Source organism: Dokdonia ponticola (assembly GCF_042653865.1).
Taxonomy (GTDB): Bacteria; Bacteroidota; Bacteroidia; order Flavobacteriales; family Flavobacteriaceae; genus Dokdonia; species Dokdonia ponticola.
In genome coordinates, this window is sequence record NZ_JBHSFV010000003.1 from 127,163 (window position 1) to 152,952 (window position 25,790).

Annotated in this window: 19 protein-coding genes; 5 read left to right on the forward strand and 14 right to left on the reverse strand. The window is 38.3% G+C overall.

Going from position 1 to position 25,790, the window contains the following annotated elements; translation table 11 throughout:
• Nucleotides 1-5: 5 nt before the first annotated feature.
• The 3 genes from ACFO3O_RS06905 to ACFO3O_RS06915 all read right to left on the reverse strand — a co-directional run bounded on the left by ACFO3O_RS06905 (nt 6) and on the right by ACFO3O_RS06915 (nt 6,846).
• Nucleotides 6-3,053, reverse strand: a complete 3,048-nt coding sequence (locus ACFO3O_RS06905) for a carboxypeptidase-like regulatory domain-containing protein (RefSeq protein ID WP_379977843.1) — start codon at nt 3,051-3,053, stop codon at nt 6-8.
• 164 nt (nt 3,054-3,217) lie between these two features.
• Nucleotides 3,218-5,665, reverse strand: coding sequence for a TonB-dependent receptor plug domain-containing protein (locus ACFO3O_RS06910; RefSeq protein WP_379977844.1), 2,448 nt, complete (start codon nt 5,663-5,665; stop codon nt 3,218-3,220).
• 104 nt (nt 5,666-5,769) lie between these two features.
• Nucleotides 5,770-6,846, reverse strand: coding sequence for a PA0069 family radical SAM protein (locus tag ACFO3O_RS06915; protein WP_379977845.1), 1,077 nt, complete (start codon nt 6,844-6,846; stop codon nt 5,770-5,772).
• 147 nt (nt 6,847-6,993) lie between these two features.
• On the opposite strand from ACFO3O_RS06915, the gene ACFO3O_RS06920 reads away from it, so the two are divergent.
• Nucleotides 6,994-8,406, forward strand: a complete 1,413-nt coding sequence (locus tag ACFO3O_RS06920; protein ID WP_379977846.1) for a Gfo/Idh/MocA family protein — start codon at nt 6,994-6,996, stop codon at nt 8,404-8,406.
• Nucleotides 8,407-8,447: 41 nt separating this feature from the next.
• Here ACFO3O_RS06920 and ACFO3O_RS06925 read toward each other — a convergent pair whose 3' ends face one another.
• From ACFO3O_RS06925 to ACFO3O_RS06975, 11 genes are all read right to left on the reverse strand, one after another.
• On the reverse strand, nt 8,448-8,855 hold the full coding sequence (locus tag ACFO3O_RS06925) for a hypothetical protein (RefSeq protein ID WP_379977847.1): 408 nt from the start codon (nt 8,853-8,855) through the stop codon (nt 8,448-8,450).
• A gap of 145 nt (nt 8,856-9,000) precedes the next feature.
• Nucleotides 9,001-9,831, reverse strand: coding sequence for a GIN domain-containing protein (locus ACFO3O_RS06930; RefSeq protein ID WP_379977849.1), 831 nt, complete (start codon nt 9,829-9,831; stop codon nt 9,001-9,003).
• Between the two features lie 45 nt (nt 9,832-9,876).
• Nucleotides 9,877-10,659 carry an enoyl-CoA hydratase/isomerase family protein gene (locus ACFO3O_RS06935; RefSeq protein WP_379977851.1) on the reverse strand — a complete coding sequence of 261 codons (783 nt, stop codon included), beginning with the start codon at nt 10,657-10,659 and terminating at the stop codon, nt 9,877-9,879.
• Nucleotides 10,660-10,764: 105 nt separating this feature from the next.
• Nucleotides 10,765-12,225, reverse strand: coding sequence for a sensor histidine kinase (locus ACFO3O_RS06940; RefSeq protein ID WP_379977852.1), 1,461 nt, complete (start codon nt 12,223-12,225; stop codon nt 10,765-10,767).
• 70 nt (nt 12,226-12,295) lie between these two features.
• Nucleotides 12,296-12,847: a CopD family protein gene (locus ACFO3O_RS06945; protein WP_379977853.1), complete on the reverse strand. Its 552-nt coding sequence runs from the start codon at nt 12,845-12,847 to the stop codon at nt 12,296-12,298.
• A 19-nt stretch (nt 12,848-12,866) separates the two neighbouring features.
• Nucleotides 12,867-13,529, reverse strand: a complete 663-nt coding sequence (locus tag ACFO3O_RS06950) for an outer membrane beta-barrel protein (RefSeq protein WP_379977854.1) — start codon at nt 13,527-13,529, stop codon at nt 12,867-12,869.
• 277 nt (nt 13,530-13,806) lie between these two features.
• Nucleotides 13,807-16,905 (reverse strand): WD40/YVTN/BNR-like repeat-containing protein, encoded by a 3,099-nt coding sequence (locus tag ACFO3O_RS06955; protein ID WP_379977856.1) that lies wholly within the window; start codon nt 16,903-16,905, stop codon nt 13,807-13,809.
• Nucleotides 16,906-17,189: 284 nt separating this feature from the next.
• Nucleotides 17,190-18,575, reverse strand: coding sequence for an MATE family efflux transporter (locus tag ACFO3O_RS06960; protein ID WP_379977858.1), 1,386 nt, complete (start codon nt 18,573-18,575; stop codon nt 17,190-17,192).
• A 64-nt stretch (nt 18,576-18,639) separates the two neighbouring features.
• Complete coding sequence (gene hemH, locus ACFO3O_RS06965; protein ID WP_379977860.1) at nt 18,640-19,674, reverse strand: ferrochelatase; 1,035 nt, start codon at nt 19,672-19,674, stop codon at nt 18,640-18,642.
• Between the two features lie 152 nt (nt 19,675-19,826).
• The gene (locus tag ACFO3O_RS06970) at nt 19,827-20,597 is read right to left on the reverse strand and encodes a ThuA domain-containing protein (RefSeq protein ID WP_379977861.1); all 771 of its coding nucleotides are present in this window, start codon (nt 20,595-20,597) and stop codon (nt 19,827-19,829) included.
• 12 nt (nt 20,598-20,609) lie between these two features.
• Entirely contained in the window at nt 20,610-21,506 is an 897-nt protein-coding gene (locus ACFO3O_RS06975) for an AraC family transcriptional regulator (RefSeq protein ID WP_379977862.1), read from the reverse strand.
• A gap of 180 nt (nt 21,507-21,686) precedes the next feature.
• Between ACFO3O_RS06975 and hemA the strand changes: the two genes are divergently transcribed.
• The 4 genes from hemA (at nt 21,687) to hemE (ending at nt 25,774) form a co-directional block, all read left to right on the forward strand.
• A complete protein-coding gene (gene hemA / locus ACFO3O_RS06980; protein WP_379977863.1) occupies nt 21,687-22,937 on the forward strand; it encodes a glutamyl-tRNA reductase in 1,251 nt (416 codons plus the stop codon).
• Nucleotides 22,930-23,847 carry a hydroxymethylbilane synthase gene (gene hemC / locus ACFO3O_RS06985; RefSeq protein WP_379977864.1) on the forward strand — a complete coding sequence of 306 codons (918 nt, stop codon included), beginning with the start codon at nt 22,930-22,932 and terminating at the stop codon, nt 23,845-23,847. Before hemA ends, hemC begins: the two co-directional genes overlap by 8 nt.
• Before the next feature lie 89 nt (nt 23,848-23,936).
• Nucleotides 23,937-24,650 (forward strand): uroporphyrinogen-III synthase, encoded by a 714-nt coding sequence (locus ACFO3O_RS06990; RefSeq protein WP_379977865.1) that lies wholly within the window; start codon nt 23,937-23,939, stop codon nt 24,648-24,650.
• A gap of 92 nt (nt 24,651-24,742) precedes the next feature.
• A complete protein-coding gene (gene hemE, locus ACFO3O_RS06995) occupies nt 24,743-25,774 on the forward strand; it encodes a uroporphyrinogen decarboxylase (RefSeq protein WP_379977866.1) in 1,032 nt (343 codons plus the stop codon).
• Nucleotides 25,775-25,790: the final 16 nt, after the last annotated feature.

The window sequence follows — 25,790 nt, forward strand, 5'->3', positions numbered from 1 at the left end:
GACTACTAATTTAGTGTAAGTGTTCCTACGGTTGTTTTGCCTTTTTGCTGAAAAAGTTTAATGAGTTTTACCTCTTTGGTTTCTTGCGAGGTTGCGTAATTTAGATACAGTGTGTACTTAAGATAGGATGGGGGTTGTACATTGTCTTCTCCTAAGTATTGTACATTGATAATCCATTCTCCTGGAGGAGCATCATCAAGTGCAAATTCTTCTATACTATACCCTTTTGACAATCCATCTTTTAAGCGCTCTTGATTTGCATACACAGAATGCTCCCATGTAAAATATTTCCCTGTTGGATTGACAAACTGAATTTGAAAATCTGCTTGAGGATTGGTCCATTCAAAAACAAGTCGACGGTCTTTTTTGAATCCTACAGCGAGTAACTCATTGGAGACATCTTGAAAGCTAACTTTTGACTTATGAAATGTTAATAATCGCATGATCTCAAACTCTGCTGTTTTCTTGAGTGGTGAAAAATCAAGAGCTGCGGTTTCATTGGCTAATATTTGCTTGTATAATTCAAACGCTTCTTGATAATTTCCTACCTGCTGATGAGAAACCGCAAGATCTCTGTATGACTGTATACGGTCTGGAGCAAACTCCAAAATCTTCTTATACAAAGTATTTGCTAATTGGTCTTCTTTAAAAGACTCTAAATGGTATGCCATTAATTTTAAAACCTCTATATCTCCTGATACCGTTTCTGGGAGATTAGAAAGAATACGTAATGCTGTATTTCTATCCCATTTTTTAAAATAGGTAGCGACATCTGTATAAAATACGATAGGGTCTTCTAAGGATGTATTTTTATAGGTATTATATGTATTTATAGCTTCTTCTAAAGTAGTTGCTTTTTCTAGTTGAATTAAATAGAAAGGTTTATTTAAAGTAGTGTCTAAAACAGCAACATCATCTGCTACATAATCATTTCCTTCTATAAGTGCTGATGGGACTTCCTCTCTTTTGTTTTTTTGCGCATAATAATCTGTCCCAGATTTTGTTTCTACAATAATAGACCCCCCTCTTCCTAAAGTTCCATATAAGCCGCTTGCACTAAGTGATGTGATAACCTCAACAGACACGATATCCTGAGGGTTTAAAGGAGGAACCCCACCATCTACTTGTTCATAAACAATCCCATTAACGACCACGATAGGTAGTACTTGTTGTGTGATACTCATGGTTCTAGGATTTACATAAATTTCTTCTCCTGTAATAGGATCTCGCTCTACCCTAATGCTTGAGAGTCTTCTTAAAATATCGCCTAATGTCAAAAACGAAGGACTTATGTCTTCTTCTGTAATGATATTTGTTTTGAATCCCACAGCATCAGTATTCTTTTTACCGCTAGCGGTGGCTACTTTTTCTTCTTCTTTTCTTGCTGCTTCAAGGACTACTTCTTCTAACCAACTACCTTCCGTTTCTAGCGTAATCCTCATCTTTGTACTCGCAGTGGCTTGCACTTTTTTGGTTTTCATTCCTGGAAATCTAATCTCTAGTTCATCTCCCTCTTGCGCATAAATTTCAAAAGTCCCTGAACTATCGGAAATCACTTCGTTAAAGCTTCCCTGAACTCCTATTCTAGCTCCCTCAAGAAACCCTATTTCAGAGGTAATACTCCCTGCTATCTTTACTGTGCTCTCAGCAGCTTCTTCAGTAACGGTAGATAGGTCTTTAAGGAGATACTCTAATGCCTTTTTGGGGCTGAAGGTTGTTAAATCCAGATAAAGCCCATCTGTGTAAAGCGCAACCTCCTCTAGGATTTCCTTGTTTACATTTTTAGCACTACTTATTGTGAATGTAGTGTTATTAAATACAGGCTCTAAATCAGAAAAGAAGGTATATCCATCTGTAAAAATAAGCGTGTATCCTAGTTTTTTAGAGATCGTTTCTGTTACCGCAGTATAATCTGAGGTTCCTTCATAGTTGGTGTTTTCTAGGAAATCAATCACAGCGTCAGGTTTTCCATTGGTCACACTAAACTCTTTAGATTCTATATACCCAAAAGCAAATTTACGAACCGTAACATCTATATTTTTGAAGGTTTTAAGGTATCGCTCTATCAATTCTATTTCTGCGTATAGGTTGCGATTCTTCGCTTTCGCGGAAGCGTCCCAAAAAATAGTTACTGCTTCAGGAATAGGTCTGTCTAAAATTTCCTTAGCTCCTTTTTCTAAAGGATAGGATGCATCCATTGTAAAGGCCATGGCATCTTTCATGTGTGACTTCCAATAATCCTGACTAATAGATCGTGTATACGATGGTTTTTTATTGCCACTTCCAGCCACGGCAAACCCAATACGATCTCCATAAATTTCTATTAACTCAATACTTACAATAACATCGGTATCTACAAATATTTTATATGTTGATAGTGGAATGCGCTCTACACCACTTTTTCTTGAGATGGTATGATAAATAGCAGTATTTAGTATGTTATTTTTAGGGATTCTAAAAATTGGATCAATATCGTATACATTGACACGCACTCGGATACTGTCTGATAAGTTTTCAAGTACGTTTACGTTAAGACTCTTAAGCTGTGTGCGTTTCTTTTTAATTCTAATTTTTGATGCGATCTCACCCCCAAGGCCTAACTCATTTTTCCAATAGCCAAATTTTTCAGTGTCTATCTTTGAGTTTCCAATGGTTGTATTTTTAATTTTTTTATCTCCTAATACAATTTCCTCTAGATTATAGAGTTCTGGAGTAAGTGTAATTATATTTTTTGACGAAAGCAGAGAGTTAATAGCACCAATAGGCGTTTTCTTTGTCTTAAAACCGATCATCGAAAATTGAATCACATCCGATTTTTTGATCTTATCAGTACGATAGGTTAATTCAAAGTATCCTTGTTCATTGGTTACAGACCCTATTCCTTTTCCAATAAAACCTACATTTACAAAAGGGATGGGCTTTTGGGTTTCTTCATGAAGAATCCTTGCTTTTAAGGTGGTGTAAGGTCCATTAGAAACATATTGTGCTTCTGTGTTTATAGTGTAAAAAGCACATAGGATTAAGCAAAAAAATAACGTTATATCTTTTTTCATAAGCGATGGTTAGTCATTAAGTATCAACTTAATGTGATACATAATTTTCAATCACTTTATAAAGATAATCGATAAAAAGCAGCCTTTAGTATACACCGATAAATGCTTACTTAGAATTTATAAGCGTATTCTTGAATTTGAAACGCCCATAAAATAGAATCTTATTACAATAAGAATTCGTCAAGCTGTGCCTTACCAATATCGGAAGTTAGTTTGATGACTTTTACATCTTTACGTTCACTAGGAGTACCATAATCTCTATAAATAGTATACTTAAGATAGGGAGGAACCGTCGTAAATGTTTCTTCTCCTAGGTATTCAATATTAACTCTCCATAAGCCATGTGGGGCCTCATCAATCACAAACTCTTCCGTTTGAAAACCTGTCTTTACTTCTGCTTCTAGGCGCTCTTTATTATCAAACAAGGTATGGTTCCATTTAAAAAATTTGTCTTTTGGATTTACAAACTGAAACTCAAAAGGAGCTTCTCTATCAGACCACTCTAACACCATACGTAAGTCCAGACGAAAATTAGGAAGTACCCAATCATCGGGAAGTCTTTCCGTATTTATTTTATTTTTATGTAATGAAACTAAATGTAATAATTCATGTCCTAAAGGTTTGTCTAATCCAGAAAAATCAACTCCTAAGATTTGTTCTCCAAGCATATTGATATAGAGCTCTAAAGACTTATCATAATAGCCTGCTTCTTCATACGCTTTAGCTAGGTCTCTATAGGATTGTGCCTCCCGAGGAGCGATACTTGTAATGCGCTCATACAACTTTAAAGCATTGTCATAGTCTCCTGCACTTTCATACAGATAAGCAGCTACACGTAACACTTTGGGATTCTTTTGTGCCACCTCTACAAGTCTTGATCGTATCTTTCTTGCTTTTTCTTTATCTAGTGGTTGAAAATACAATGCCATATCTATAAAGAATTCTGCATTAGTCGTGTTTGCTTGAGATAAATTTTGATACATGGTAAACTGAGCCTCAACACCATCTATAGCCTGAATCTGTTTTACATAATTAGGCTTTAGTGCCTCTAGGTTAAGTTGATCCACTTGCTCTGTATATTCATTTCCTGTGATTAAGGCCGTATCTACAATCTCGCCATCATTTTCAGATCTAAGAAATGCTTTTGTTTTCACAATAAAAGCACCTCCAGAAGCAATAGACCCGTAACGAGCTGTCGCTAGTATCGATTTTAAGATGGATATACTAGAGATATTTTGAGGGTCTATAAAGTTAGGTGTCTGTTCATAAATAGAGCCATCTACGACCCATATAGCAGCCTGCGAATTATTACCGCCTCTAATAGTGAATACAGCTTCAGTTCCGAATCCTGATACTTGGACACCTGCAAAACGACCTCGAATAATATCTCCAATATATTGTGCATTGGGACGTATTTCGGCACTGGTAATCGTGTTTACAGAAACGCCTATTTGATCCACACTTACTTCACCAAAACCCGTATCTGACGTCTCTTTACTTTTGGCTTTTTTGCCTTCAATGATGACCTCTTTGAGTAATTCATCCACAGGCTTCATTTCTACTACCAGTGAGGGTACATCTTCTACGAGCATTTCTTTAGGATGCATTCCCAAATAACGAATTTGCAATACATCTCCTACTTCTGCAGGAACCGTAAAACTACCATCTGATTTTGAGAGAAACTCTTCTAAGTCTCCTTTTATCGTAATACTTGCGCCTTGAATAGGCCCTATAGATGTTTTTACAATACCATTAAATGAAGACGAAATAGCAACTGTTTTATCCTTAAAAGGAACACCTTTTTTTAGTTGATCGATACTTTCTGCTATCGATGCTTCAGATAAATTGACATAGCTTCCAGAAGTAAACATTGCAAGTGATCGCAAATACTCATGATTTGCTCTAGATAAACTACTCACTGCATAAAAGGGGATATCTCTATCTCCCTCCCATTGGCCTAAGACCGCTTCTCCATCAGAAAACAACAATGCTGCATCTGTATTGCCAGTTGTCAAAATATCATAGGAAGTAGTCCCTTGATATTCTAGTCCTTCTACTTCTTTTTTTAGAGCAGAAATATCTTTGTTGATCGTATGCCTTTTTGTGGACAGAATCTTTTCATTAAAGATAATAAAGGTCACATTTACCTCACCTAATTCTTCAAAATAGGCCTCAATAAACCCCCATTCTTTTCTAAAATCTCTTCGCTCTGATGAGAGGGAAGCATCCCAAAAAATAGACACATTTTTTTGTGCTAAAAATTCTTTTTTCTCAGGAACCTCATCGGTTTGAGTAAGAACTATTTTACTCGATTTATTGAAAAGGCTTCGTATATTATCTCCTCTTAGTTCTATTGTTTCGTATCCAGGAGCACTAATGTTAAGTCGAGAAGCATTTCCAACCGTTTGGTGATACCTACGGTAATTAAAAAGTCCGTTCTCACTGGTCACAACACCTATCCCTTGATCGGATATTCCAATCTTGGCGCCAGCGACAGGCGCTTGTGTGGTCTCATCTAAAATCTTACCTCTAAAGACCGTTTGTGCCGTAAGTGTTTGTAAAAAACCTACAGCGATCAATCCAATTATGAAGATATTATATTTCTTTTTCATGCCCTAAAAGTACATTAATCCCAATTATTAATTGAATTTACTGCAAATTCAATTGGTAAATGGTATACCAATACAAAGATGGCAAAACAGCAACTAAAAGAATCTTAAAGATTGTTAAAAAGCCCCAATTGACCTCTATCTGTCTTTAAAAATAACCCTGTATTTAATGGTGGAAGTGTTTTGCCCTTAAAATATTGCTGCTTTCCTATGTCAAATTGTCTGTGAATTTGTGCTGCATAATTCCCTTCGCCTTTCATTCGCTTGCCATATCTGGAGTCGTTTACTTGCCCTCCGTGACAATCGGCTATTTGATTGAGCACTTTATCAGCTCTATCTGGTAAGACTTTTCGAATCCAATCTTCAAAAATACCTCCAATAGCACCGTTTAAACGTACAATTGTATAGCCCACTTGGAGAGCGCCTCGTTCTGATACTTCTTTTAACAACGGTAAAATCTCATGGGTATTAATTCCCGGAATCATCGGTCCCGCCATGACCATCACAGGAATCCCGGCGTTGCTTAAACACGCTATCGCTTCGAGTCTTTTTTTGATCGTTGCCGTGCGAGGCTCCATAAGGCGTCTTGTCTCTTCAGACAATGTAGTGACCGAAAATATCACACGACATAAATCATCTTTAGCCAATTCTTTTAAAATATCAATATCTCTGGTAACCAACACATTTTTGGTAATAATCCCAACGGGATGTTTATACTTTAAAAATAGTTGTAATAATTGCCGTGTAATTTTTAATTTCTTTTCAATGGGTTGGTAGCAATCTGTATTTCCTGACATCACAATAGTTGCTGCTTCCCATGAGGGGCTTTGTAGCTTTTTTTCTAATAATTCAGGAGCATTTTTCTTTACCAAAATTTTTTGTTCAAAATCTAGTCCAGCCCCATATCCCCAATATTCATGGCTATTCCGGGCATAGCAATAAATACATCCATGTTCACACCCCTGATACGGATTCAAAGAATATCCCATTCCCACATCTGGGCTGGTTACTTTATTGACAATTGTTTTAGGAAAGGTATTTATGTACACAGTTTTGGGATTAGTAGGTTGTTCGCTTTCGCGAAAGCAAAATTCTAAAAAATCATCACGCATCTCTTCACTAAACTCTGAAAAGCGATTTGATATGTGTATCTGGGCACCACGTCCATTAATAGATTTCTTCATGAATATGCTTTCGCGAAAGCGGAAACAACAACACATCCACCTTCTTTTATTGTTTTAAAATTTGGAATTACCGCAAATTTATGGAATATTTCCAAATTTTGTATATGAATAGAATTATTTAACTTTAAAAAAATTAAACACACTCCTATGAAACGTCGTTCTTTTCTAAAAAAATCTGCTGCTGCCAGTGCCGCTTTTACCATTGTTCCAAGTTTTGTCCTTGGAGGGAATCATATTCCGCCTAGTGACACGCTGTATATTGCCGCTGTTGGAGTTGGCGGTCGAGGTGGAGGTGTTGTACGTGAATTGACACAACATGGAAAGGTAAAATTTGTCGCGCTGTGTGATGTAGATGATAAAATGGGTGCTGGGAGTTATGCATTACATCCCAAAGCAAAACAATACCGCGACTTTAGAAAAATATACGATAATCATCTTTCTGATATTGATGCAATCATGGTGGGAACACCCGATCATACGCATGCTACCATTGCGCTACCTTTTATGCGAGAAAAGAAACATGCCTACGTAGAAAAGCCGCTTACACATAATATCTATGAAGCGCGTCTCATGGCAGAAACGGCCTCAAAGCAAGGAATCATTACCCAAATGGGAAATCAAGGTGCTTCGAGTGATGGGATTCGTCTCGCACAGGAGTGGATCAATGCAGGAGTGATAGGAAAAGTACACCGTGTGGACTGCTGGACTAACCGTCCTGTCTGGCCACAAGGGTTTAAGCATATTACCCAAGGACAACCTATCCCTGACAACCTCGATTGGGATTTATGGTTAGGCCCTGCGGCAACTCGCCCTTATAACGAGAACTATCTGCCCTTTAAATGGCGTGGTTTCTGGGATTTTGGAACAGGCGCTATGGGAGATATGGGATGCCATATTATGGAAACCCCATTTAAAACCCTAGACTTAGGGTTTCCGTACGAAGCAGAAGCGAGTTGTACCACCATTTGGTCGGGTGATTTTGTAGAGGCTGATTATTCGGAAGCGTGTCCGCCAAGTTCGATTGTACGTTTAAAATTTGATTCTCCTACTCAAGGCGATGTTTCTTTAAACTGGTATGACGGTGGGATTATGCCTGATCTTCCGTCGGAGTTAAAAGACAATGAAGCCCCTGGTAATAATGGTGGGGGAAGTATCTTTTATGGCTCTGATGGTATTATGATTACCGATACCTATTCTGGAAATCCTCGTTTACTCCCTAGCGAACGTATGAAGGATTTTAAACGCCCTGCTGAGACGATTGCGAGAGTAAAAACATCGCATGCTGGAGAATGGATCGATGCCTGTTTGAACAATAAACCTACGTCTTCTCCTTTTTCATACGGAGGACCGCTTACAGAAGCTGTATTGATGGGAAATCTTGCGATTAAAGCCTTCCAATACAAAACCCTAAAAAGCGGCAAAAAAGTAGGCGATTGGGATCCGTATAATTATCCAGGGCGTCGTACGATTAAATGGGACGGTGCCAATATGCGTGTTACCAATTATGAAGAAGCCAATGCCTGGGTAAAAAGGGAATATCGTAAAGGATGGGAGTTGTAGGCTATGGTCAAAAATATAAAAACGAGGGTGTGTACACAATGTTACTTTTTATTAGCACTTGATCCCATAAATTTCACTTTTAACAACAAGTATATTTTATAGAGAAAGTAAAACACTGGAATTCCTATAATGACCGTAACCACTAGTGTTGCCAGCATTAGTTTAAAACCCAAAAATGGAACTTTTCTTATGTCACTTAAGATCTCTGTGTCTTCGAATAAGAAAAAAGCAAAACCAATAGAAATCGTAAAGTATAGTGTAATTCCTAGGTTTGTCATAAAGTCTAAGTTAGCATACACATTCTCATTAGTGCTATATTGATAGGCATGCATCAATATAAGAGCTACAGCAGCTACAATAAGCATCCCTCTAACTGCTTTTATATTTTTATACATATTACCACTGAGATAACTCGATTGCTTGCAACTAGGGCAATACTCTTTGTCCATATGTAAACATGTAAAGCACATGCCTCTAAAACATTCTTTACATCTATTCTGGGAAAATAAATTAGTGTGAGTATGACAAAAATAAGCTTCTTTTTCTCTGTCTTTCATGAATATAAGGATTCCTAAAATCCACCTGTTTTTTTACCTAATCCTTCTTCAAAATCTTAGCCCTATTTTTCAAACCATCTACTGTAATCGTAGGATCTCCATATAATTCAATTGTAGACGTATCCTGAGCATATAATGTAATAGCTTCTTTTACATTCACATACGCATCTGAATTATCAGAGAGTGTAAGCGCTGCTGTCGTGAGTAACGCATCTTTTGCGTTTAACTTTGCACTATCAGAGAGCGTACCATTTAAAGAACCTACCGCGCCATCTAATGTGGCTCTTGAGCTATCTTTCAATTGGGATTCTAGAACATCTACTAAGACATACATTTTCAAGCTAGCTCTCCCATCTAGTGTCACCTTACTATTTTGAGATTTTACTTTAACGGCACCATCGGCATCACTGAATAGTTCCATAGTAATGGCTTCGGTATACGCCAAATCCAGATCAAATTTTGACCCTTTTCCTGCCGTAAGAAGTAGGTTTTCGCCTTTTATCAATCTATCTGATTGAATCCTAGCTTCGTTATTCAAATGTATTTCAGCAATAGTAGAAACGATGAGTATAATTTTTAGTCGTTTCTTTTTAATAATACGATGCGTGCCCGCTATTGTAAGGGTATTATTTGCCACTTGGAAGGTAACCACTTCTATCAAGTTATCATCTGTCTCTATCGAGTATTGATTGGTGCTCCCTTGTTGCAATTCTATCTCAAAATCACCATCAATATCTATGCGATCAAAAGGTTCTGTCAGCACTTCTTCTTTTAAAGTGACAATACCAGAGCCTTTAATCTTGGGTAAATCTTGTGCTAACACACATGCGCTCATAAGAAGTAACGTACTAACAAACAGTTTTTTCATGCTTTCAATAAAAAATAAGTTATAATAACTAACGTAAAAATTAATTTATTTTCCAGGAAAATCGGCTTTGCGTTTTTCTAAAAAGGCGGTGGTTCCTTCTTTAAAATCTTCGGTGCCAAAACAAGCGCCAAAGGCTTCTATTTCTGCTTCATACCCATTGACTCCGTCTGTAAATCCTGCATTCACTGCTTTGATTCCAGCCGCAATCGCTACCGATGAGTTACGCATAATCTTACCTGCTATTTTCTCTGCAAGAGGTACTAACTCTTCGATAGAGGCAATATGATTGACCAATCCGTAATCAAGCGCGGTATTGGCGTCAATCATTCCTGCGGTCATGATCATTTCCATGGCGCGTCCTTTTCCTACCAATTGGGGTAAACGCTGGGTTCCTCCATAACCAGGAATCACCCCTAAAGATACTTCTGGCAATCCCATGCGTGCATTATCACTAGCTACTCTAAAGTGTGCCGCCATGGCAAGTTCTAATCCGCCTCCTAAGGCAAATCCGTTGACAGCAGCAATGACTGGGGTAGATAAGTTTTCTACAAAATCAAATAAATCTTCCTGTCCTTTTCGAGCAAGTCTCGCCCCTTCTTCCACAGAAAAATGGGCAAATTCAGAAATATCAGCACCTGCCACAAAGGCCTTCTCTCCAGTTCCTGTAATAATAATGACTTTGGTGGAAGTGTCTGAGTCCGCTTTCGCGAAAGCGTCATGCAACTCCCCAATCGTCTCCGAGTTTAAGGCATTTAATTTGGAAGGTCGGTTGATGGTAATGGTCGTAACCCCATTATGTAGATTTGTAAGTATATTGTTATAGTCCATACGTATTTGATCTTTTCGAGCGCAGTCGAGAATTGGATAACATTATCAACCTACATAAGGTCTCGACTGCGCTCGACCAGATAATGTTATTTTTAATGACTTCATTTATTCTTTTGGAAAGATTACTGTAAATACAGTTCCTTTTCCTTCTTGGGATGTAAAAGTAATGGTTCCATTATAAGTTTCCATAATATTTTTTACCATCGCGAGTCCTAGCCCCATTCCACTGGTTTTGGTGGTGAATTTAGGCTGAAATATTTTTGCTTTATTTTCTTCTGTAATCCCAATTCCGTTATCACTTACGGTGATTTGAACATTTTCATTTACCGCTTGAACATCTACAAATATTTTGGGGTTTTCTGTGTGTTTTGTCGCTTGAATCGCATTTTTAACCAGATTAGTGACCACACGTATCAATTGAGTTCTGTCAAATTTTGCATGGATGACTTGGTCCGCTTTCGCGAAAGCGATATTACGCTCCCTAAAAATATCTAACGCAAGTTTGATCACCTTAGGGACATTTAACGTCTCACTCTGCTGGGCAGGCATGTCAGCAAAATTTGAAAAAGCAGAAGCGATACTACTCATGGTATCTATTTGCTGAATCAGGGTGTTGCTGTATTCTTTAATCTTAGTGTTGATTTCTGGATCTTCAGGATCAAATCGTCTTTCAAAGCTCTGAACCGTCAATCGCATAGGCGTCAACGGGTTTTTGATCTCATGAGCCACTTGCTTTGCCATTTCACGCCACGCAGCTTCACGTTCGTTTTGAGCTAACTGTGCCGCACTTTCTTCCAACTCATCAATCATCCCATTATATGCCGAAACGAGTGTTAATAGCTCTGTAGGTAGGCTATGTGTATCTACCTTTTTATTTCGTTTATCTAATTGAGTTTCCTTAATTTTCTCTTCAATATCTTTAAGTCGTAACGTGATGTATCTTGCCAAAATATACGCAAGAAAAATAGCTGTAAAAAAGACAATAAGCGCCACAACACCTATGCGAATCAAGATTTCTCGCATCTCTTTATTAATAAAAGACTCGCTATCTTCATATTGAATCTGAAGGATCGCAAGGCGCTTAAACTTTGGGTCGTTTACATACGAATACGAAATTTGTTGCGGGATTTCTGTTTCTACACGCTCTACATATCGCTTTTCTAAAGAACTTGCTAACGTATCTAATATACGCTTAGGAATGGCTTGTTGGATAGACGTTTCTAACAAAGTTTCGGTAGAAGAAACTAAAGGATTTCCATCTAGATCAAAGAGCGTTATATTCTCTCCATGAATACGTGCGATATCAAAAACTTCATCCATGAAGATAAATTTGATCTTATCTGTACGTAATTCAAAGGTGGTCGTTTTAAGAGTTCTATCTATTTCTTTTTTTATAGAATTTTCCTTTCGCTCTAGACGGTCTATATTATAATCTTTTATTTGCTCGCGGTACTGGTAATAGGTAATTCCTGAAATGAGTGCAAAGGCAATAAATACCAATACTAGCATAGAGGTAAATATGCGAAAACTTAAAGATTTCCTGTCAAAATTGAATACCGTTCTCATCTCATGTGTTAAAAGACTAAGATAGTGAGATTAGGTCTGAAAAAAGACATCATCCTATCATTAATCAGCGTTACGCATCTGGGTTTTTTTCTTGTATTTTTCGGTATAATCGAATGCCGAGCATTAATAATACCCCAAGACCTATAATTCCAAATACCCCATATATCCAATGGGTAGCGCTTTTTGTGACGGCCAGAAAAACAACCGCAAATAAAATAAGCGTAGCCCCTTCATTCCAAATTCGCATAAACTTAGAGGAGTACTTATATTCTCCTTTTTGTAATTGCTTATGAATACTCCAGGTCTTCGCATGATAGATATATAGCAATATCACAAAACCTAACTTTATCTGCATCCACGGGGCATTTAATAATCCTGGGGTAATATGCAACATCAGGAAGGCAAAAAGCGAACAAAGTACTAAAGAAGGACCTGTGATAATCTTCCAAAGCCGTTTGGCCATCAGCCCTAATTGTTTCCCTAAAATCTCACGATCTGGAGATGGTTTTTCATGAGCCTCTACTTGATATACAAAAAGCCGAGGCATGTAAAATAAGCCTGCAAACCAAGTCACCATAAAAATGATATGTAGCGATTTAAAGTAGAAGTAGTATTCTGCCATAAGGCAAAGATACGAAGGTCTATAAATAGATACTAAATCCTCCTACGAGATTTATATTGCTGGAGGTGTTTTTAGGTGAATTACCACCATTATCGGACTCACTTTTAAATGTCGAATTAATATATCGTACTCCAATGTCTAAAGAAACATCTTTTGTTAAGAAATAAGCCGCTCCGCCAGTAACGGAGTATACTGTACTTCTGCTTTTACTTTCATTTTCAAATGAGGTTACAACATCATTAATTAGCGTTGTACTTTCAGTTTTATTTCTGCCAGAACCAAATCCTACACTTGTACTCACATAAGGTTTCATTTTGCCTGTATCAAAATAGTAACGCGCAAAAGGAGTAAATGAAACATTTCTACTTCTAGCTAATGATTCACTAGGGAATTCACCTGATGACATACTTTCAGATTTAAATCCGGAAAAGTTTACGCCTGCACCTACGACAAGATGATTGATTAAAAAATAACCTATTGTTGGTGAAACAGAATAAACAGAAGTGTTCAAAGACGAATCCCCTATGTTGTTGATGCCTGCTCTAAAGTCAGATTGACCAGATAAAAAGAAAGTCCCTTTTGATAATGGATTATCGTCTGTTGGAGTGTCTACATCTTGAGAAAATACCGAAATAAAACACATTAAAAAACCGAATAGTACAAAATTATTTACTTGTTTCATGTTGAATCTTTTTTATTATTCTACAGCAATATAATCAAAGAGTATACTTGCGCGTCTTAATAAAAAGGTGATTAACTTTCTTTTATTATTATTTATAGTAATTTATGTTAATCTTCAGCTAATCTAGGTCAACATAAAATTGATATGAAGCGCTTTTATAAAATGGTAATATTCTCTATAGTTCAGAGATACTAGGAACTATTATTGCATATTTTCCATAAAAAGAGACCTAACAAATCGCTCTGTTAGGTCTCTATTATGTGTGTAATTTCTTTTTTTAATCCTCCACAAAAAGATAATTCAAATTCAAATTATTAAAATCTGTATTAAACTGAGCCACCTCGTCATCTAACATTTTATCAAACGCTTCTAGTTGGGTTGAAATAGCCGCAGCTAGTTCATTTTTTACAGCCACATCTTGATCTGTAGGTCCAAAATCGCCCATTCCTACTAGGCTATTTAAATGCCCTAATTTATTGGTTAATTTGATTGGGAAATTAAGCGGATCTTGTCCCGAACGATTCTTTGTTTGGTATAATTCCTTTTCTATTTTGCCAAATTCCTCTTGCATTTTTTTTGCTTTTTCGCGCAGATCTGCTGTACGGACATCGTCCTTATACTGTGCTTCAAAAGCTTTTAACTGAGCATTGATCTTTCGTATTTTCTTAATACTTTGATGTGCTCTGTCTACCGTTTTATTGACATCAGATATAAAATCATATTGTCGCTGCATATCGGCTACAGTTGCTTCGGCATTTGGATTTGGTTTAATTATGAAGGATTGTGTTTGCTCTTCACCATTTACATTCAACACTACTTTATAATTCCCAGGAACGGCTTTTGGTCCGTCAAGGCTTGCCCACCAAAGGATCATTCCTTTGAGTTGTTCTGCACCATCGGTACGGGTATTCCATGCAAAGAGATTACCTCCTTTTTTTGCCTCTAATTGATCTTTCTTTTCTTTGGCGCCTGTGCTAAAAGATTGCAAGGTATCTCCTGCCACCGTCATATAGGTAAGAGAAACCGTGTCTTTCTTTTTGTCAAAGTCTTTCAAATTAAAATAAGTCATCACGCCACTTGGATGGTTCGTTCCTTCTGTAAGGCTTCCTGCACGACCGCCTCCGCCCATACGGTAGGTGTCTTTTGGCTTAAATAAGTGATTGGATCCCGCTTTCGCGAAAGCGGACTGATGCAACATCCCTAAGTCATCAATAATCCATAGGCTACGTCCTTGTGTCGCTACAATAAGATTGTTGTCCTTAATCGTCAGATCTGTAATAGGTACAATAGGAAGATTTAACTGAAAAGATTTCCATGAATTTCCATCGTCAAAACTAATGTACATACCTGTTTCTGTTCCTGCATACAGCAATCCTTTTTGCTTAGGGTCTTCACGAACCACACGTGTAAAATGTTCTGATGGGATGCCGTTAGTAATCTTTTTCCACGACTTTCCATAATCGGTTGTTTTATATAAATACGGTGCAAAATCACCTGATTTGTATCGTGTTCCTGCGATATACGCCGTTCCTTCATCAAAAGCACTTGGCTCAACACTGTTAATCATCATCCATTCTGGCATTCCTTTAGGCGTTACATTTTCCCAAGAAGTACCTCCATTTCGACTTACGTGTACTAATCCGTCGTCACTTCCTACCCAAAGGAGTCCTTCTTTCAAAGGAGACTCAGCTGCTGCAAAAATGGTACAGTAATACTCTACCGAGGTATTATCCTGTGTGATCGGTCCTCCAGAAGATTTCATCTTATCTGGATCATTACGTGTTAAATCTGGACTAATGACTTTCCAGCTTTGTCCTTCATTTTCACTTACATGTACATTTTGTGAGAAGGTATATAAACGGTCAGGGTTATGCTTACTAAAAATAATAGGGAAATTCCATTGGAAACGGTATTTCATATCCTCTACGCCATGTCCCATAGGGTTGTCTGGCCACACAGATACAGAACGAACCGTATTTTTTTCGTGGTTGACTCTAGTTAAGAAACCATCATAACTCCCTCCATAAACAATCTCGTTATTTTCTGGATCTACCGCAATATGGGCACTCTCACCTCCAGCGGTACTTTCCCAATCGTCTTCAGAAATGCTTCTGCCTTCGGTACGATGCGGAATACGAATGGTACTATTATCTTGCTGTGCTACGTAAATTCGATATGGAAATGCATTATCTGTTGTTACACGATAAAACTGCGCTGTAGGTTGATTCATATATGTACTCCAACTACGACCCCCATCATAGGTTACTTGTGCACCTCCATCATCTCCTATAATCATACGATTGGGATCTTCTGGTGCAATCCACAAATCGTGGTGATCTCCATGCGGTGCATTGTACGTACTGAATGATTTTCCACCATCGGTCGATTTATGATAGTTTACATTAAGCACATACACCGTATTTTCATCTTGAGTATCTGCATACAAACGCGTGTAGTACCACGCACGCTGACGTAATTTACGCTCATCATTAACCTTAGACCAGTTCATTCCTCCATCTTTAGAAGTATATAAACCTCCTTCTTTTTCGTTTTCAACCATCGCATACAAGCGGTTGCTATTTACAGGGGATACAGTAATACCCATAATCCCTAAAATACCTTTTGCAAAACCGTCATTGGTTGAAATTTCTTTCCATGTCTCGCCTTCATCGGTACTTTTCCATAACGCAGAACCCTCGCCTCCAGAACTCAGGCTATACGGCGTACGTCTTGCATTCCAAGTCGTGGCGTACAGTATTCTATGGTTATTAGGATCTATAATTAAATCAACAACCCCCGCATCTGCATTACTAAATAGCGTTTGGTTCCATGTTTTTCCTCCGTCAGTACTTTTATACACCCCCCGTTCTTGCGTAGGTTTATAAATATTTCCAAGTACGCCTGCATATACAATATCAGGATTGGTAGGATGCACACGAATACGAGGGATGTGACGACTATTTTTAAGCCCAACTTGGCTCCAAGTTTGCCCAGCATCTACGGTTTTCCAAATGCCGTATCCAGAAGATACATTCCCGCGCAGGGTTTTTTCTCCTCCTCCTACATAGATCACATTAGGGTCGCTTTTGGAAACCTCCACAGCACCGATACTCCCTCCAAAGAAGCCATCGGATATATTTTCCCATGTTGTGCCTCCATTAGTAGTTCGCCAGACACCGCCGCCAGTACTTCCCATATAAAATAAATCAGGTTGTCCAGGCACTCCTGTTACTGCGGCACTACGTCCGCCTCGAAAAGGGCCAACTAAACGATATTCTAACGCTTCATAAGAAGAAGGGTCTGGGGTTTGGGCATTGATTTCTAATGCCATTCCTGAGAGTATCCCCAAGAAAAGGAAAAGGATCTTAGTTTTCATGTGTTTGTTTTTATTGTTTTTGATGGTCACATGTAACCTTGGATGTTAAAAATAATTAGTGTGTTATATTAATTATTATTTCCAACATGTCGGTTTCATTGAATTTTTGGTTTGGTATTTCCGATAGAAATTTAAGGAATTCTTAAGAAGGAATCCTGATTTAGGAGTTTTTTAACGTATGTAAGAACTAAAAAATCTATACTATTATTGATAGCCATGAGTCCGCTTTCGGCATTACCGAAGTTTATGCTGAGTTCGCTTTCGCGAAAGCGGCCAAAGAAATATCACCCTTCTTCCTGAACAGCAAGCTTGGTTTTGACTTCTTTATTCAAGAAATATCCCGTTACAATGGTAGAGAGAACATCAGCAATTGGGAACGAAATCCATACGCCCCAAACGCCTAGAAATGAAGGAAGGATCAGTACTAAAGGAATTAAGAAAAAACCTTGTTTTGTCAAGCTCAAAAGAAGTGCAGGCACCGCTTTCCCGATGGCTTGAAAATACGCAGAACCTATGAGTTGTATAACGATAACTGGTGTTGCAGCAAATACCCAACGTAGCGCATTTGGCGTGCGTTCTAACAAAATCTTATTATCTGTAACTGCCTGTGCATTTGCGTTACTATCACTTATAAACCAAGAGACAAAAAAATCTGGAACCACCATAATGACAATAAAAATAGCGAGTGCAAGTCCTCCCGCGTATAAAATGGAGATGTTTATTGTTTCGCGAACGCGTGCATATTTTTCTGCCCCATAATTATACCCTGCAATAGGCATAAATCCTTGAGTCACTCCAATTACTGGAAAGAGTGCAAACATCAACATCCTACTAATAATACCATAGGTTGCTACATCTAGTGCGTCTCCATAGCTTATGAGAACATTATTTAATAATATAGTAAGTACAGATATAACTCCTTGACGCGCTAATGTTACGCCACTTAAACTTGAAATTTCAGAAACAACTTTTCTTTTAAGTTTTAAGCATTCTGCAACGATTCTAAGTTCACTTTTAAAAATAAAAAACCATAGAATAAACGCAAAACATATGGCATAACTGATAAAGGTAGCCCAAGCAGCGCCTTCCATCCCGTATCCTAATACATTAATAAGTATATAATCCATCCCAATGTTCCCAATTGCTGGAAGGATCATGGCATACATAGCAAATTTAGGTTTACCTTCTGCACGTATGACATTATTACCCATCATACACATGGCAAGCATTACAATTCCGTACAAAACAATACGGTAATAGGTAAGTGCCATGTCTTTAAAGGAGTCATCTGCTCCAAAAAACTCAATAAGTGTATCTTGAAAAATAAGTCCTAAAACAGCAAGTAGCCCAGAAACAAGAAATGTAAGTGTAATTTGATTTCCAAAAACGCGAAGGGCTTTATCGTCATCACCAGATCCAAGTGCACGAGACAATACAGAACTTCCTCCTATCCCTACGGCAAGGCCAATCGCTGCAATAAAAAAAGTGACCGGAATAACAACAGTAATGGCGCTAATAGCGAGTGGACCAATCCATCTTCCTACAAAGATGGTATCTACAATCATATTTAAAGACATGACTAGAATACCTATAGAAGCAGGCACTGCTTGCTTAATTAATAATTTTGAAATAGGTTCTGTACCTAATGATGTAGAGTTTTTTTTGGACAAAATAGTGTGTTATCGGTGCAAGATGCAACCCCTTTTTTAAAAACAGTGTTAATGTAACGTGAAATTAGACCGTAGCCACTGCTGCTGTTTCCCAGTCTTTTATCCAACCTGCAATCACAGCTGCCCAATCATCACGGTCATTTAAACACGGAATGGTCGTAAATTCCTTACCCCCAGCTTCGTGAAAAATCTCCTCTCCTTCCATTGCGATTTCTTCAAGCGTTTCAAGGCAATCAGAGACAAATGCTGGCGTGACAATCGCCATTTTCTTAAATCCTTCTTTTCCCATACGCTCTATCGTCCGATCTGTATAAGGTTGTAACCACGGATCAAATCCTAAGCGCGATTGAAACGATGTGGAAAAAGTACCTGGTTTTAAGTTGAGGTAGTTCCCTACATTACGAGTGGTCTCATAACATTGGTGGCGGTAGCAAAACTCATGTGCTTTGGAACCTGCACTACAGCAACTCCCATCGATCTTACAATGTATTTTTGTGACATCACTCTTACGAATGTGTCTTTCTGGAACCCCGTGATAGCTGAATAAAAGGTGTTCATAATCTAGCTCTTTAAGGTGTTCTCCGATACTCTCAGACAATACTTTTATGTAGTCTTCTTTGTGATAAAAAGCAGGTACTTCGGTGATTTTCATGCTAGGAAAATGCTTGGCACGAAGCTCTTCTGCGAGCACGAGAATGGTCTCTGTTGTTGCCATGGCATGTTGAGGGTATAAAGGGAGTAACATCACTTCATCGATGCCTTGATCGTGTAGTTTTTGTAAACCTTCCATAATAGAAGGCGTACCGTAACGCATGGCTATTTCTACAGGTACATCGGTATGTGCTTGTACTTTCTTTTGTAACCGCTCTGTAAGAACAATAAGCGGAGAGCCTTCTTCCCACCAAATTTTACTGTAGGCTTTGGCACTTTGCTTAGGGCGGGTGTTTAAAATAATGCCTTTTACCAGAAGTGCACGAGCAGCATACGGGACATCAATCACACGCTCATCCATTAGAAATTCTCCTAAATATTTTTTTACATCTTTAGGGTCTGTGCTTTTTGGAGATCCTAAATTAACGAGTAAAACACCTTTGCTCATTCTTTCTTTTTTTATCTATATGTACCACAAAACTGCAGTATTTATTTAAATTGTCTAATCTTCATCAAATTTAATTAAACAAAATTTTACTTGCAAAAATACATACTATCTATCAATACCTTTTAAGAAAAGTATAAGAGTTTTTGATAGTACTATTCTAAACACCACAACATAGCTTCTTCCAAGTGTTTTCTAAAACCAACTTCGTTATAAGATTCTTTGGTGTGACCGCCCCCCGTATAAAATGCTTTTCCACCGTCGTACAAATGATACCAAGCAATAGGATGTTTTTTGCCATTAGTTCCTCCTTCGTAGCTAGTTTCGTCCAAATTCAACAAAGCGGTAATCTCAGGATTGATCTCTTTATAATTATACCACTCATCATCTCTTGAAAAAGAAGTTTCAAAATGGGAGGTACTTCGATGTTTGTTGGTCGTTTTGATAATTGTAGCTTTTCGGATATTGGGGTCATTAGGATGACTCTCAAAATACCCGCCGACTAATTTTCCGTACCACGGCCAGTCATACTCGGTATCGGCAGCGGCGTGGATGCCTAGATAGCTCCCGCCGCCTTGTATGTATTTTTCAAACTTTTTCTGAGCGTCATCATCGAGTACATTTCCTGTGGTACTTAAAAAGACAATCGCATCATACTGTGGCAAAAAAGCGGTAGAAAAATGCGTGCTATCTTCAGTATGCTCAACCACAAAATTATGTGTCTTTCCAAAATCTTTGATCGTAGCAACACCTGTTTCAATCGACTTATGACGCCAGCCAAGTGTTTTTGTAAAGACTAATACTTTCTTTGTTTGTGTTTGCTTTTCAGTAGCCAACTCTGTTTCTGCGGGGGCTGTATTTTTTTTCGCGCAAGCAGGGAAAAGAAATAAAACAAAAAGAAGGAAAAGTAACAATTTCGTGTTCATGTACATATTATTTTATCCCAATGACATCAAATATTTTTTAGGAGTCGTTCCAAATTTCTTTTTAAATCCAGCTATAAAGTGGCTGGAGGTACTATAGCCTACTTTGAGTCCAACTTCATTCACGTTATACTGCCCCGAAGCGAGTAACTGCCTAGCGACTTCCATTTTGTAATCAAATAAAAAACTATAGACAGAATCTCCATAAATTTGTTTAAATCCTTCTTTTAGTTTCTTAAGAGATAATCCTACTTCCAGCGAAAGTTCAGATAAGGTAGGTGGCTCTGTCATACGAGCAATAATGATTTCTTTGGCTTTTTTTATTTTGGTCACATTATCTTCATCGGCTAGGAAGGGACATTGCGCAATATCTGCATCTACTGGTCTATTAAAATAAAGACTTAGCAACTCATACGCTTTGCCTTTAAAGTACAAATCTTTAATACTAGGATGTAAATTATAGTTCATTAACTGATTTAAGACAATCGCCATACTAGGCGTAACCCCGCCATCTTTGTAGTATTTACGGTCTTTATTTTCTTCGCTCAAAAAGGTAATATAATTCGCTTCGCGCGAAAACAGACTATGAAACTTCTTAATAGAAACCAACACTGACACCACCCAAGTATCAGGTTGTAACTGAAGATTCATAGGCAAATCCCGTTGCGGATTATACAACAGTAATGATTGATCTTCTGGCATCGGTAATCGATACGCACCATTATTAAATGTAAAAACCGATTGCCCTTTTAAACAGAAATGAAACTGAATCACACTACTATCTACGTCACGTACAATTTGCCTATTGATATCTAAGGTGTTAGAAAATGTCAGTATAGAAAACCCCGATTCTAGTACAGTCTCTGTTTCTAAACCTTGAGCGATACTTTTCGGATCAATAGGAAGCGTCATTTTGTTTATTTTATTTAGAATCATTCTAATTAACGATCGTCTACAATCGCTTATAACACTACTAAAATAAGGTGTTTTACGCAAATTTACACGTAGAAACACCTGAATTTATGCATTTCGACAATTTTGGAACGTCTAGCGTTATTTTTTTACAAAGAAGCGAGATATTTTTGTGCCGTTATGAAAAACGCACGTTCTTCAGAATTTTATGTCATCGGACTCAGCTACAAAAAAGCAGACGCCGAAATAAGAGGTCATTTTAGTATTTCTGAAGAAGCTCAAGAACGTATTCTTTCAAATGCAAAAGCTGTGGGTGTAGAAGCGCTCACGGTGATTTCAACCTGTAATCGTACCGAGTTATATGGTTTTGCTCAAAGCCCTTCGCAGCTTATTCATCTTTTATGTGAATATACACTAGGAAGTGTTTCTGAATTTGAAAAGGTTTCTTACATCCATGAAAGTGATGATGCGATTCAACATTTATTTAAAGTAGGAACAGGTCTTGATAGTCAAATATTAGGTGATTTTGAAATTATAGGGCAGCTTAAAGTCGGTTTTAAAAAAGCAAAAGCTCACCATCTCGTTAATCCGTTTATGGATCGACTCATCAGTAGTGTGATCCAAGCGAGTAAACGCATTAAGACAGAAACAGAAATCTCTTCAGGAGCTACTTCGGTAAGCTTTGCAGCTGTACAATATATCATGGCGCGTGTGCCATATGTCTCTGATAAAAACATCTTACTTTTTGGTACAGGAAAAATAGGGCGTAATACCTGTGAAAACCTCATCAAACATACTAAAAATGAGCATATCACACTGATTAACCGCACCAAAGAGAAAGCTCAAAAAATAGCGGGGAAGTTTAACCTATTGGTAAAAGATTATGCCGATATCCAAAGTGAAATTTCACAAACGGATGTGCTGATTGTTGCCACAGGTGCTCAAAAACCCACCATTACCAAAGAGCTTATTTATACCAAAAAGCCCTTACTTATTCTAGACTTGTCTATTCCTAAGAATGTTTCAGATAATGTAACAGAATTAGAAAATGTAACGCTTATTCATTTAGACCAGCTTTCAAAAATGACGGATGACACTTTAAAACGTCGTCAACAATATATTCCTAAAGCCGAAGCGATTATTTCGCAAACCACCAAAGAATTTAAGGCGTGGCTTTCTACACGTGCATTTGCACCTACCATCCAAGCATTAAAATCAAAATTGAATGATATTAGTGCCTTAGAACTTAACAACCATCGTAAAAAAATAGACAGCTTTAACGAAGAACAGGCCAATGTCATTGCAGATCGTTTGATCCAAAAAATCACCAATCGATTTGCTAGTCATTTACGTACGGCAAACGGTAGCACACAACAAAGTATTGAGCTCATAGAAGCTATTTTCCAACTAGAAAAAACAGACAGTGAGTAGCCTCATACGCATCGGGACTCGTGATAGTGAGCTCGCATTATGGCAAGCAAAAACAGTACAACAACAACTTGAAGATCACGGGTACAAAACAGTTCTTGTTCCTGTAAAATCTACAGGAGATCTTGTACTAGATAAACCACTTTACGAATTAGGTATTACCGGTATTTTTACAAAAACATTAGATGTTGCGATGCTTAATGGCACGGTAGATATCGCTGTGCATAGTATGAAGGATGTGCCAACAGCACTTCCTATTGGCATTGTACAAGCGGCTGTTTTAGAACGTGCGGCTACGCAAGATATCTTAGTACATAAAGGATCTCCAGACTATTCCCAGCCATGTACAATCGCCACGGGAAGCCTACGGCGTCAGGCGCAGTGGCTTCATAAATATCCGCATCATACCACGACAGATATTCGTGGTAATGTTAATACCCGTTTGCAAAAACTAGAAGATAGCGATTGGACAGGGGCTATTTTCGCGAAAGCGGGATTAGAACGCATCAATGTACTGCCAGAAAATTACGAAGTATTAGATTGGATGACCCCCGCACCTGCACAAGGTGCTATGCTAATTGTCACTCTAGAAGAAGATGAGTTTTGTAAATCCGCTTGCGCGAAATTAAACCATGCCAACACCGCATTGTGCACCCATATCGAAAGAGAATTTTTACGCACCTTAGAAGGAGGGTGTACCGCCCCCATCGGAGCATTAGCCATCATCCAAGAGGAAGTAGTTCATTTTAAAGGCGTGCTTTTCTCCCTCGATGGAAAAACAAAAATAGAAGTCAACGAATCCTTATCTGTATCCCACTGTCAAGGATTTGGCACCGATTGCGCTTTAGAGATTTTAGACAATGGTGGGCGTGAGCTCATGAAAGAAATTAAAGCGTCTATTAATAAAAAATAACACAACAGTTTCCCCTCTAGAAAGAGGGGAGTAAGGGGTGTGTAAAACACCTCCCTCAATCCCTCCTTTTTAGTAGGGAAGCCATTAAAATGAAAACACTACTCTCCACAAAAAAACTACAGCCCAACCAGCGAGAACTCATTCTCAATGCTGGCGTTAGTTTTGTGGAATATGATGCGATTAGGACGACACCTATTGATTTTGAGATGCCAAAAGAGCTGAAAAATGTGATCATCACAAGTCAAAACGGAGCCAGCGCTTTTATAAAAAAGAGCCAAAAGCTCCCCTCTCCTGAAGGAGAGGGTCTGGGGGTGAGGTGCTTTTGTGTTGGAAAAAAAACCACTGCCCTGTTAGAAAAAAATGAGCACAAAGTGACATATACAGCCCAAAACGGCGCAGCATTAGCACATTTTATAGTAAAAAACCATAAAAACGAGTCTTTTACTTATTTCTGTGCAAAGCAACGCAGAGACGAATTACCTGTTATTTTAAAAGAAGCAGGTGTTTTATGTAACGAAGTCGTGACATATGAAACTCATAGCAACAAGCGAACATTTAATCAGACTTTCGATGCAGTACTATTTTATAGTCCAAGTGGGGTACAAAGTTTCTTTAACAAGAACAAAGCGCTATCCTCTCCTGAAGGAGAGGTGCTAGGGGTGAGGTATTTCTGCATAGGAGAAACCACCGCCACAGAAGCAAGAAAATATACTAACCAAGTCATTGTGTCTAACGCAACGACCATAGAAAGTACCATTGCAAAAGCAATCAATACGTTAAAAAATATAATACCCTCAGGGTAACAAAAACGAATTTGTCCCCTCGAGCGCAGTCGAGAGGTCAACAAACAACATATTATTGTAGTTCTCGACTGCGCTCGAACAGACATCACATTATGAGTACACTAAAAAACGATTTATTTTTAAGAGCATTAAAGGGTGAAACGGTAGATCGTCCACCGGTATGGATGATGCGTCAGGCAGGAAGATACCTTCCTGAATTTATGGAAATCAAAGCCAAATATGATTTCTTTACCCGTTGCCAAACTCCAGAACTTGCGAGTGAAATCACCGTACAACCGATCCGTCGTTATGGCATGGATGCGGCTATTTTATTTTCGGATATTCTGGTGATTCCGCAGGCGATGAATATTGAGGTAGAGATGAAACCCAATGTAGGGCCTTGGTTACCCAACCCCATCCGCTCTGCAAAAGACGTGGATCAAGTGATTGTTCCAGATATTCAGGAGACCTTGGGCTATGTGATGGATGCCATCAAAATGACCAAAGAAAAACTCAATGATGAGATTCCATTAATCGGTTTTGCAGGGAGTCCGTGGACGATTCTTTGCTATTGTGTGCAAGGACAGGGATCAAAAAACTTTGACAAAGCCAAAGAGTTTTGCTTTACACAACCACTAGCCGCTCATACGTTATTACAGAAAATCACAGACACCACCATTGCCTATCTCAAAGAAAAAGTAAAAGCAGGGGTGAATGCAGTACAGGTATTTGATAGCTGGGGAGGCATGCTTTCTCCAGAAGATTACCAAACTTTCTCTTGGCAATACATCCAACAAATTATTGACGCCTTAAAAGAGGAATCACCTGTGATTGCTTTTGGAAAAGGGTGTTGGTTTGCCCTAGATACGATGGCAAAATCGGGTGCTTCGGCATTAGGGGTAGACTGGACGTGTTCGGCGCGTAACGCACGCTATTTAACGGGAGGAAACATTACCTTGCAAGGTAATTTTGACCCTACGCGTTTGTTTTCGCCCCCGAGCGAAATCAAACAAATGGTTCATGAGATGATTCGTTCTTTTGGAAAAGATAAGTACATTGTGAATCTAGGGCATGGTATTTTACCTAATATCCCACTAGAAAATGCAGGTGCTTTTATAGAGGCAGTCAAAGAATATAAAGAATAACGTGAACCTTAACAAG

What these genes read in the sequence shown, in the direction of transcription:
- ACFO3O_RS06905 (WP_379977843.1), bottom strand. Translation starts at nt 3,053, where the DNA reads ATGAAAAAAGATATAACGTTATTTTTTTGCTTAATCCTATGTGCTTTT.
- ACFO3O_RS06910 (WP_379977844.1), bottom strand. Translation starts at nt 5,665, where the DNA reads ATGAAAAAGAAATATAATATCTTCATAATTGGATTGATCGCTGTAGGT.
- ACFO3O_RS06915 (WP_379977845.1), bottom strand. Translation starts at nt 6,846, where the DNA reads ATGAAGAAATCTATTAATGGACGTGGTGCCCAGATACACATATCAAAT.
- ACFO3O_RS06920 (WP_379977846.1), top strand. Translation starts at nt 6,994, where the DNA reads ATGAAACGTCGTTCTTTTCTAAAAAAATCTGCTGCTGCCAGTGCCGCT.
- ACFO3O_RS06925 (WP_379977847.1), bottom strand. Translation starts at nt 8,855, where the DNA reads ATGGACAAAGAGTATTGCCCTAGTTGCAAGCAATCGAGTTATCTCAGT.
- ACFO3O_RS06930 (WP_379977849.1), bottom strand. Translation starts at nt 9,831, where the DNA reads ATGAAAAAACTGTTTGTTAGTACGTTACTTCTTATGAGCGCATGTGTG.
- ACFO3O_RS06935 (WP_379977851.1), bottom strand. Translation starts at nt 10,659, where the DNA reads ATGGACTATAACAATATACTTACAAATCTACATAATGGGGTTACGACC.
- ACFO3O_RS06940 (WP_379977852.1), bottom strand. Translation starts at nt 12,225, where the DNA reads ATGAGAACGGTATTCAATTTTGACAGGAAATCTTTAAGTTTTCGCATA.
- ACFO3O_RS06945 (WP_379977853.1), bottom strand. Translation starts at nt 12,847, where the DNA reads ATGGCAGAATACTACTTCTACTTTAAATCGCTACATATCATTTTTATG.
- ACFO3O_RS06950 (WP_379977854.1), bottom strand. Translation starts at nt 13,529, where the DNA reads ATGAAACAAGTAAATAATTTTGTACTATTCGGTTTTTTAATGTGTTTT.
- ACFO3O_RS06955 (WP_379977856.1), bottom strand. Translation starts at nt 16,905, where the DNA reads ATGAAAACTAAGATCCTTTTCCTTTTCTTGGGGATACTCTCAGGAATG.
- hemH (WP_379977860.1), bottom strand. Translation starts at nt 19,674, where the DNA reads ATGAGCAAAGGTGTTTTACTCGTTAATTTAGGATCTCCAAAAAGCACA.
- ACFO3O_RS06970 (WP_379977861.1), bottom strand. Translation starts at nt 20,597, where the DNA reads ATGAACACGAAATTGTTACTTTTCCTTCTTTTTGTTTTATTTCTTTTC.
- ACFO3O_RS06975 (WP_379977862.1), bottom strand. Translation starts at nt 21,506, where the DNA reads ATGACGCTTCCTATTGATCCGAAAAGTATCGCTCAAGGTTTAGAAACA.
- hemA (WP_379977863.1), top strand. Translation starts at nt 21,687, where the DNA reads ATGAAAAACGCACGTTCTTCAGAATTTTATGTCATCGGACTCAGCTAC.
- ACFO3O_RS06990 (WP_379977865.1), top strand. Translation starts at nt 23,937, where the DNA reads ATGAAAACACTACTCTCCACAAAAAAACTACAGCCCAACCAGCGAGAA.
- hemE (WP_379977866.1), top strand. Translation starts at nt 24,743, where the DNA reads ATGAGTACACTAAAAAACGATTTATTTTTAAGAGCATTAAAGGGTGAA.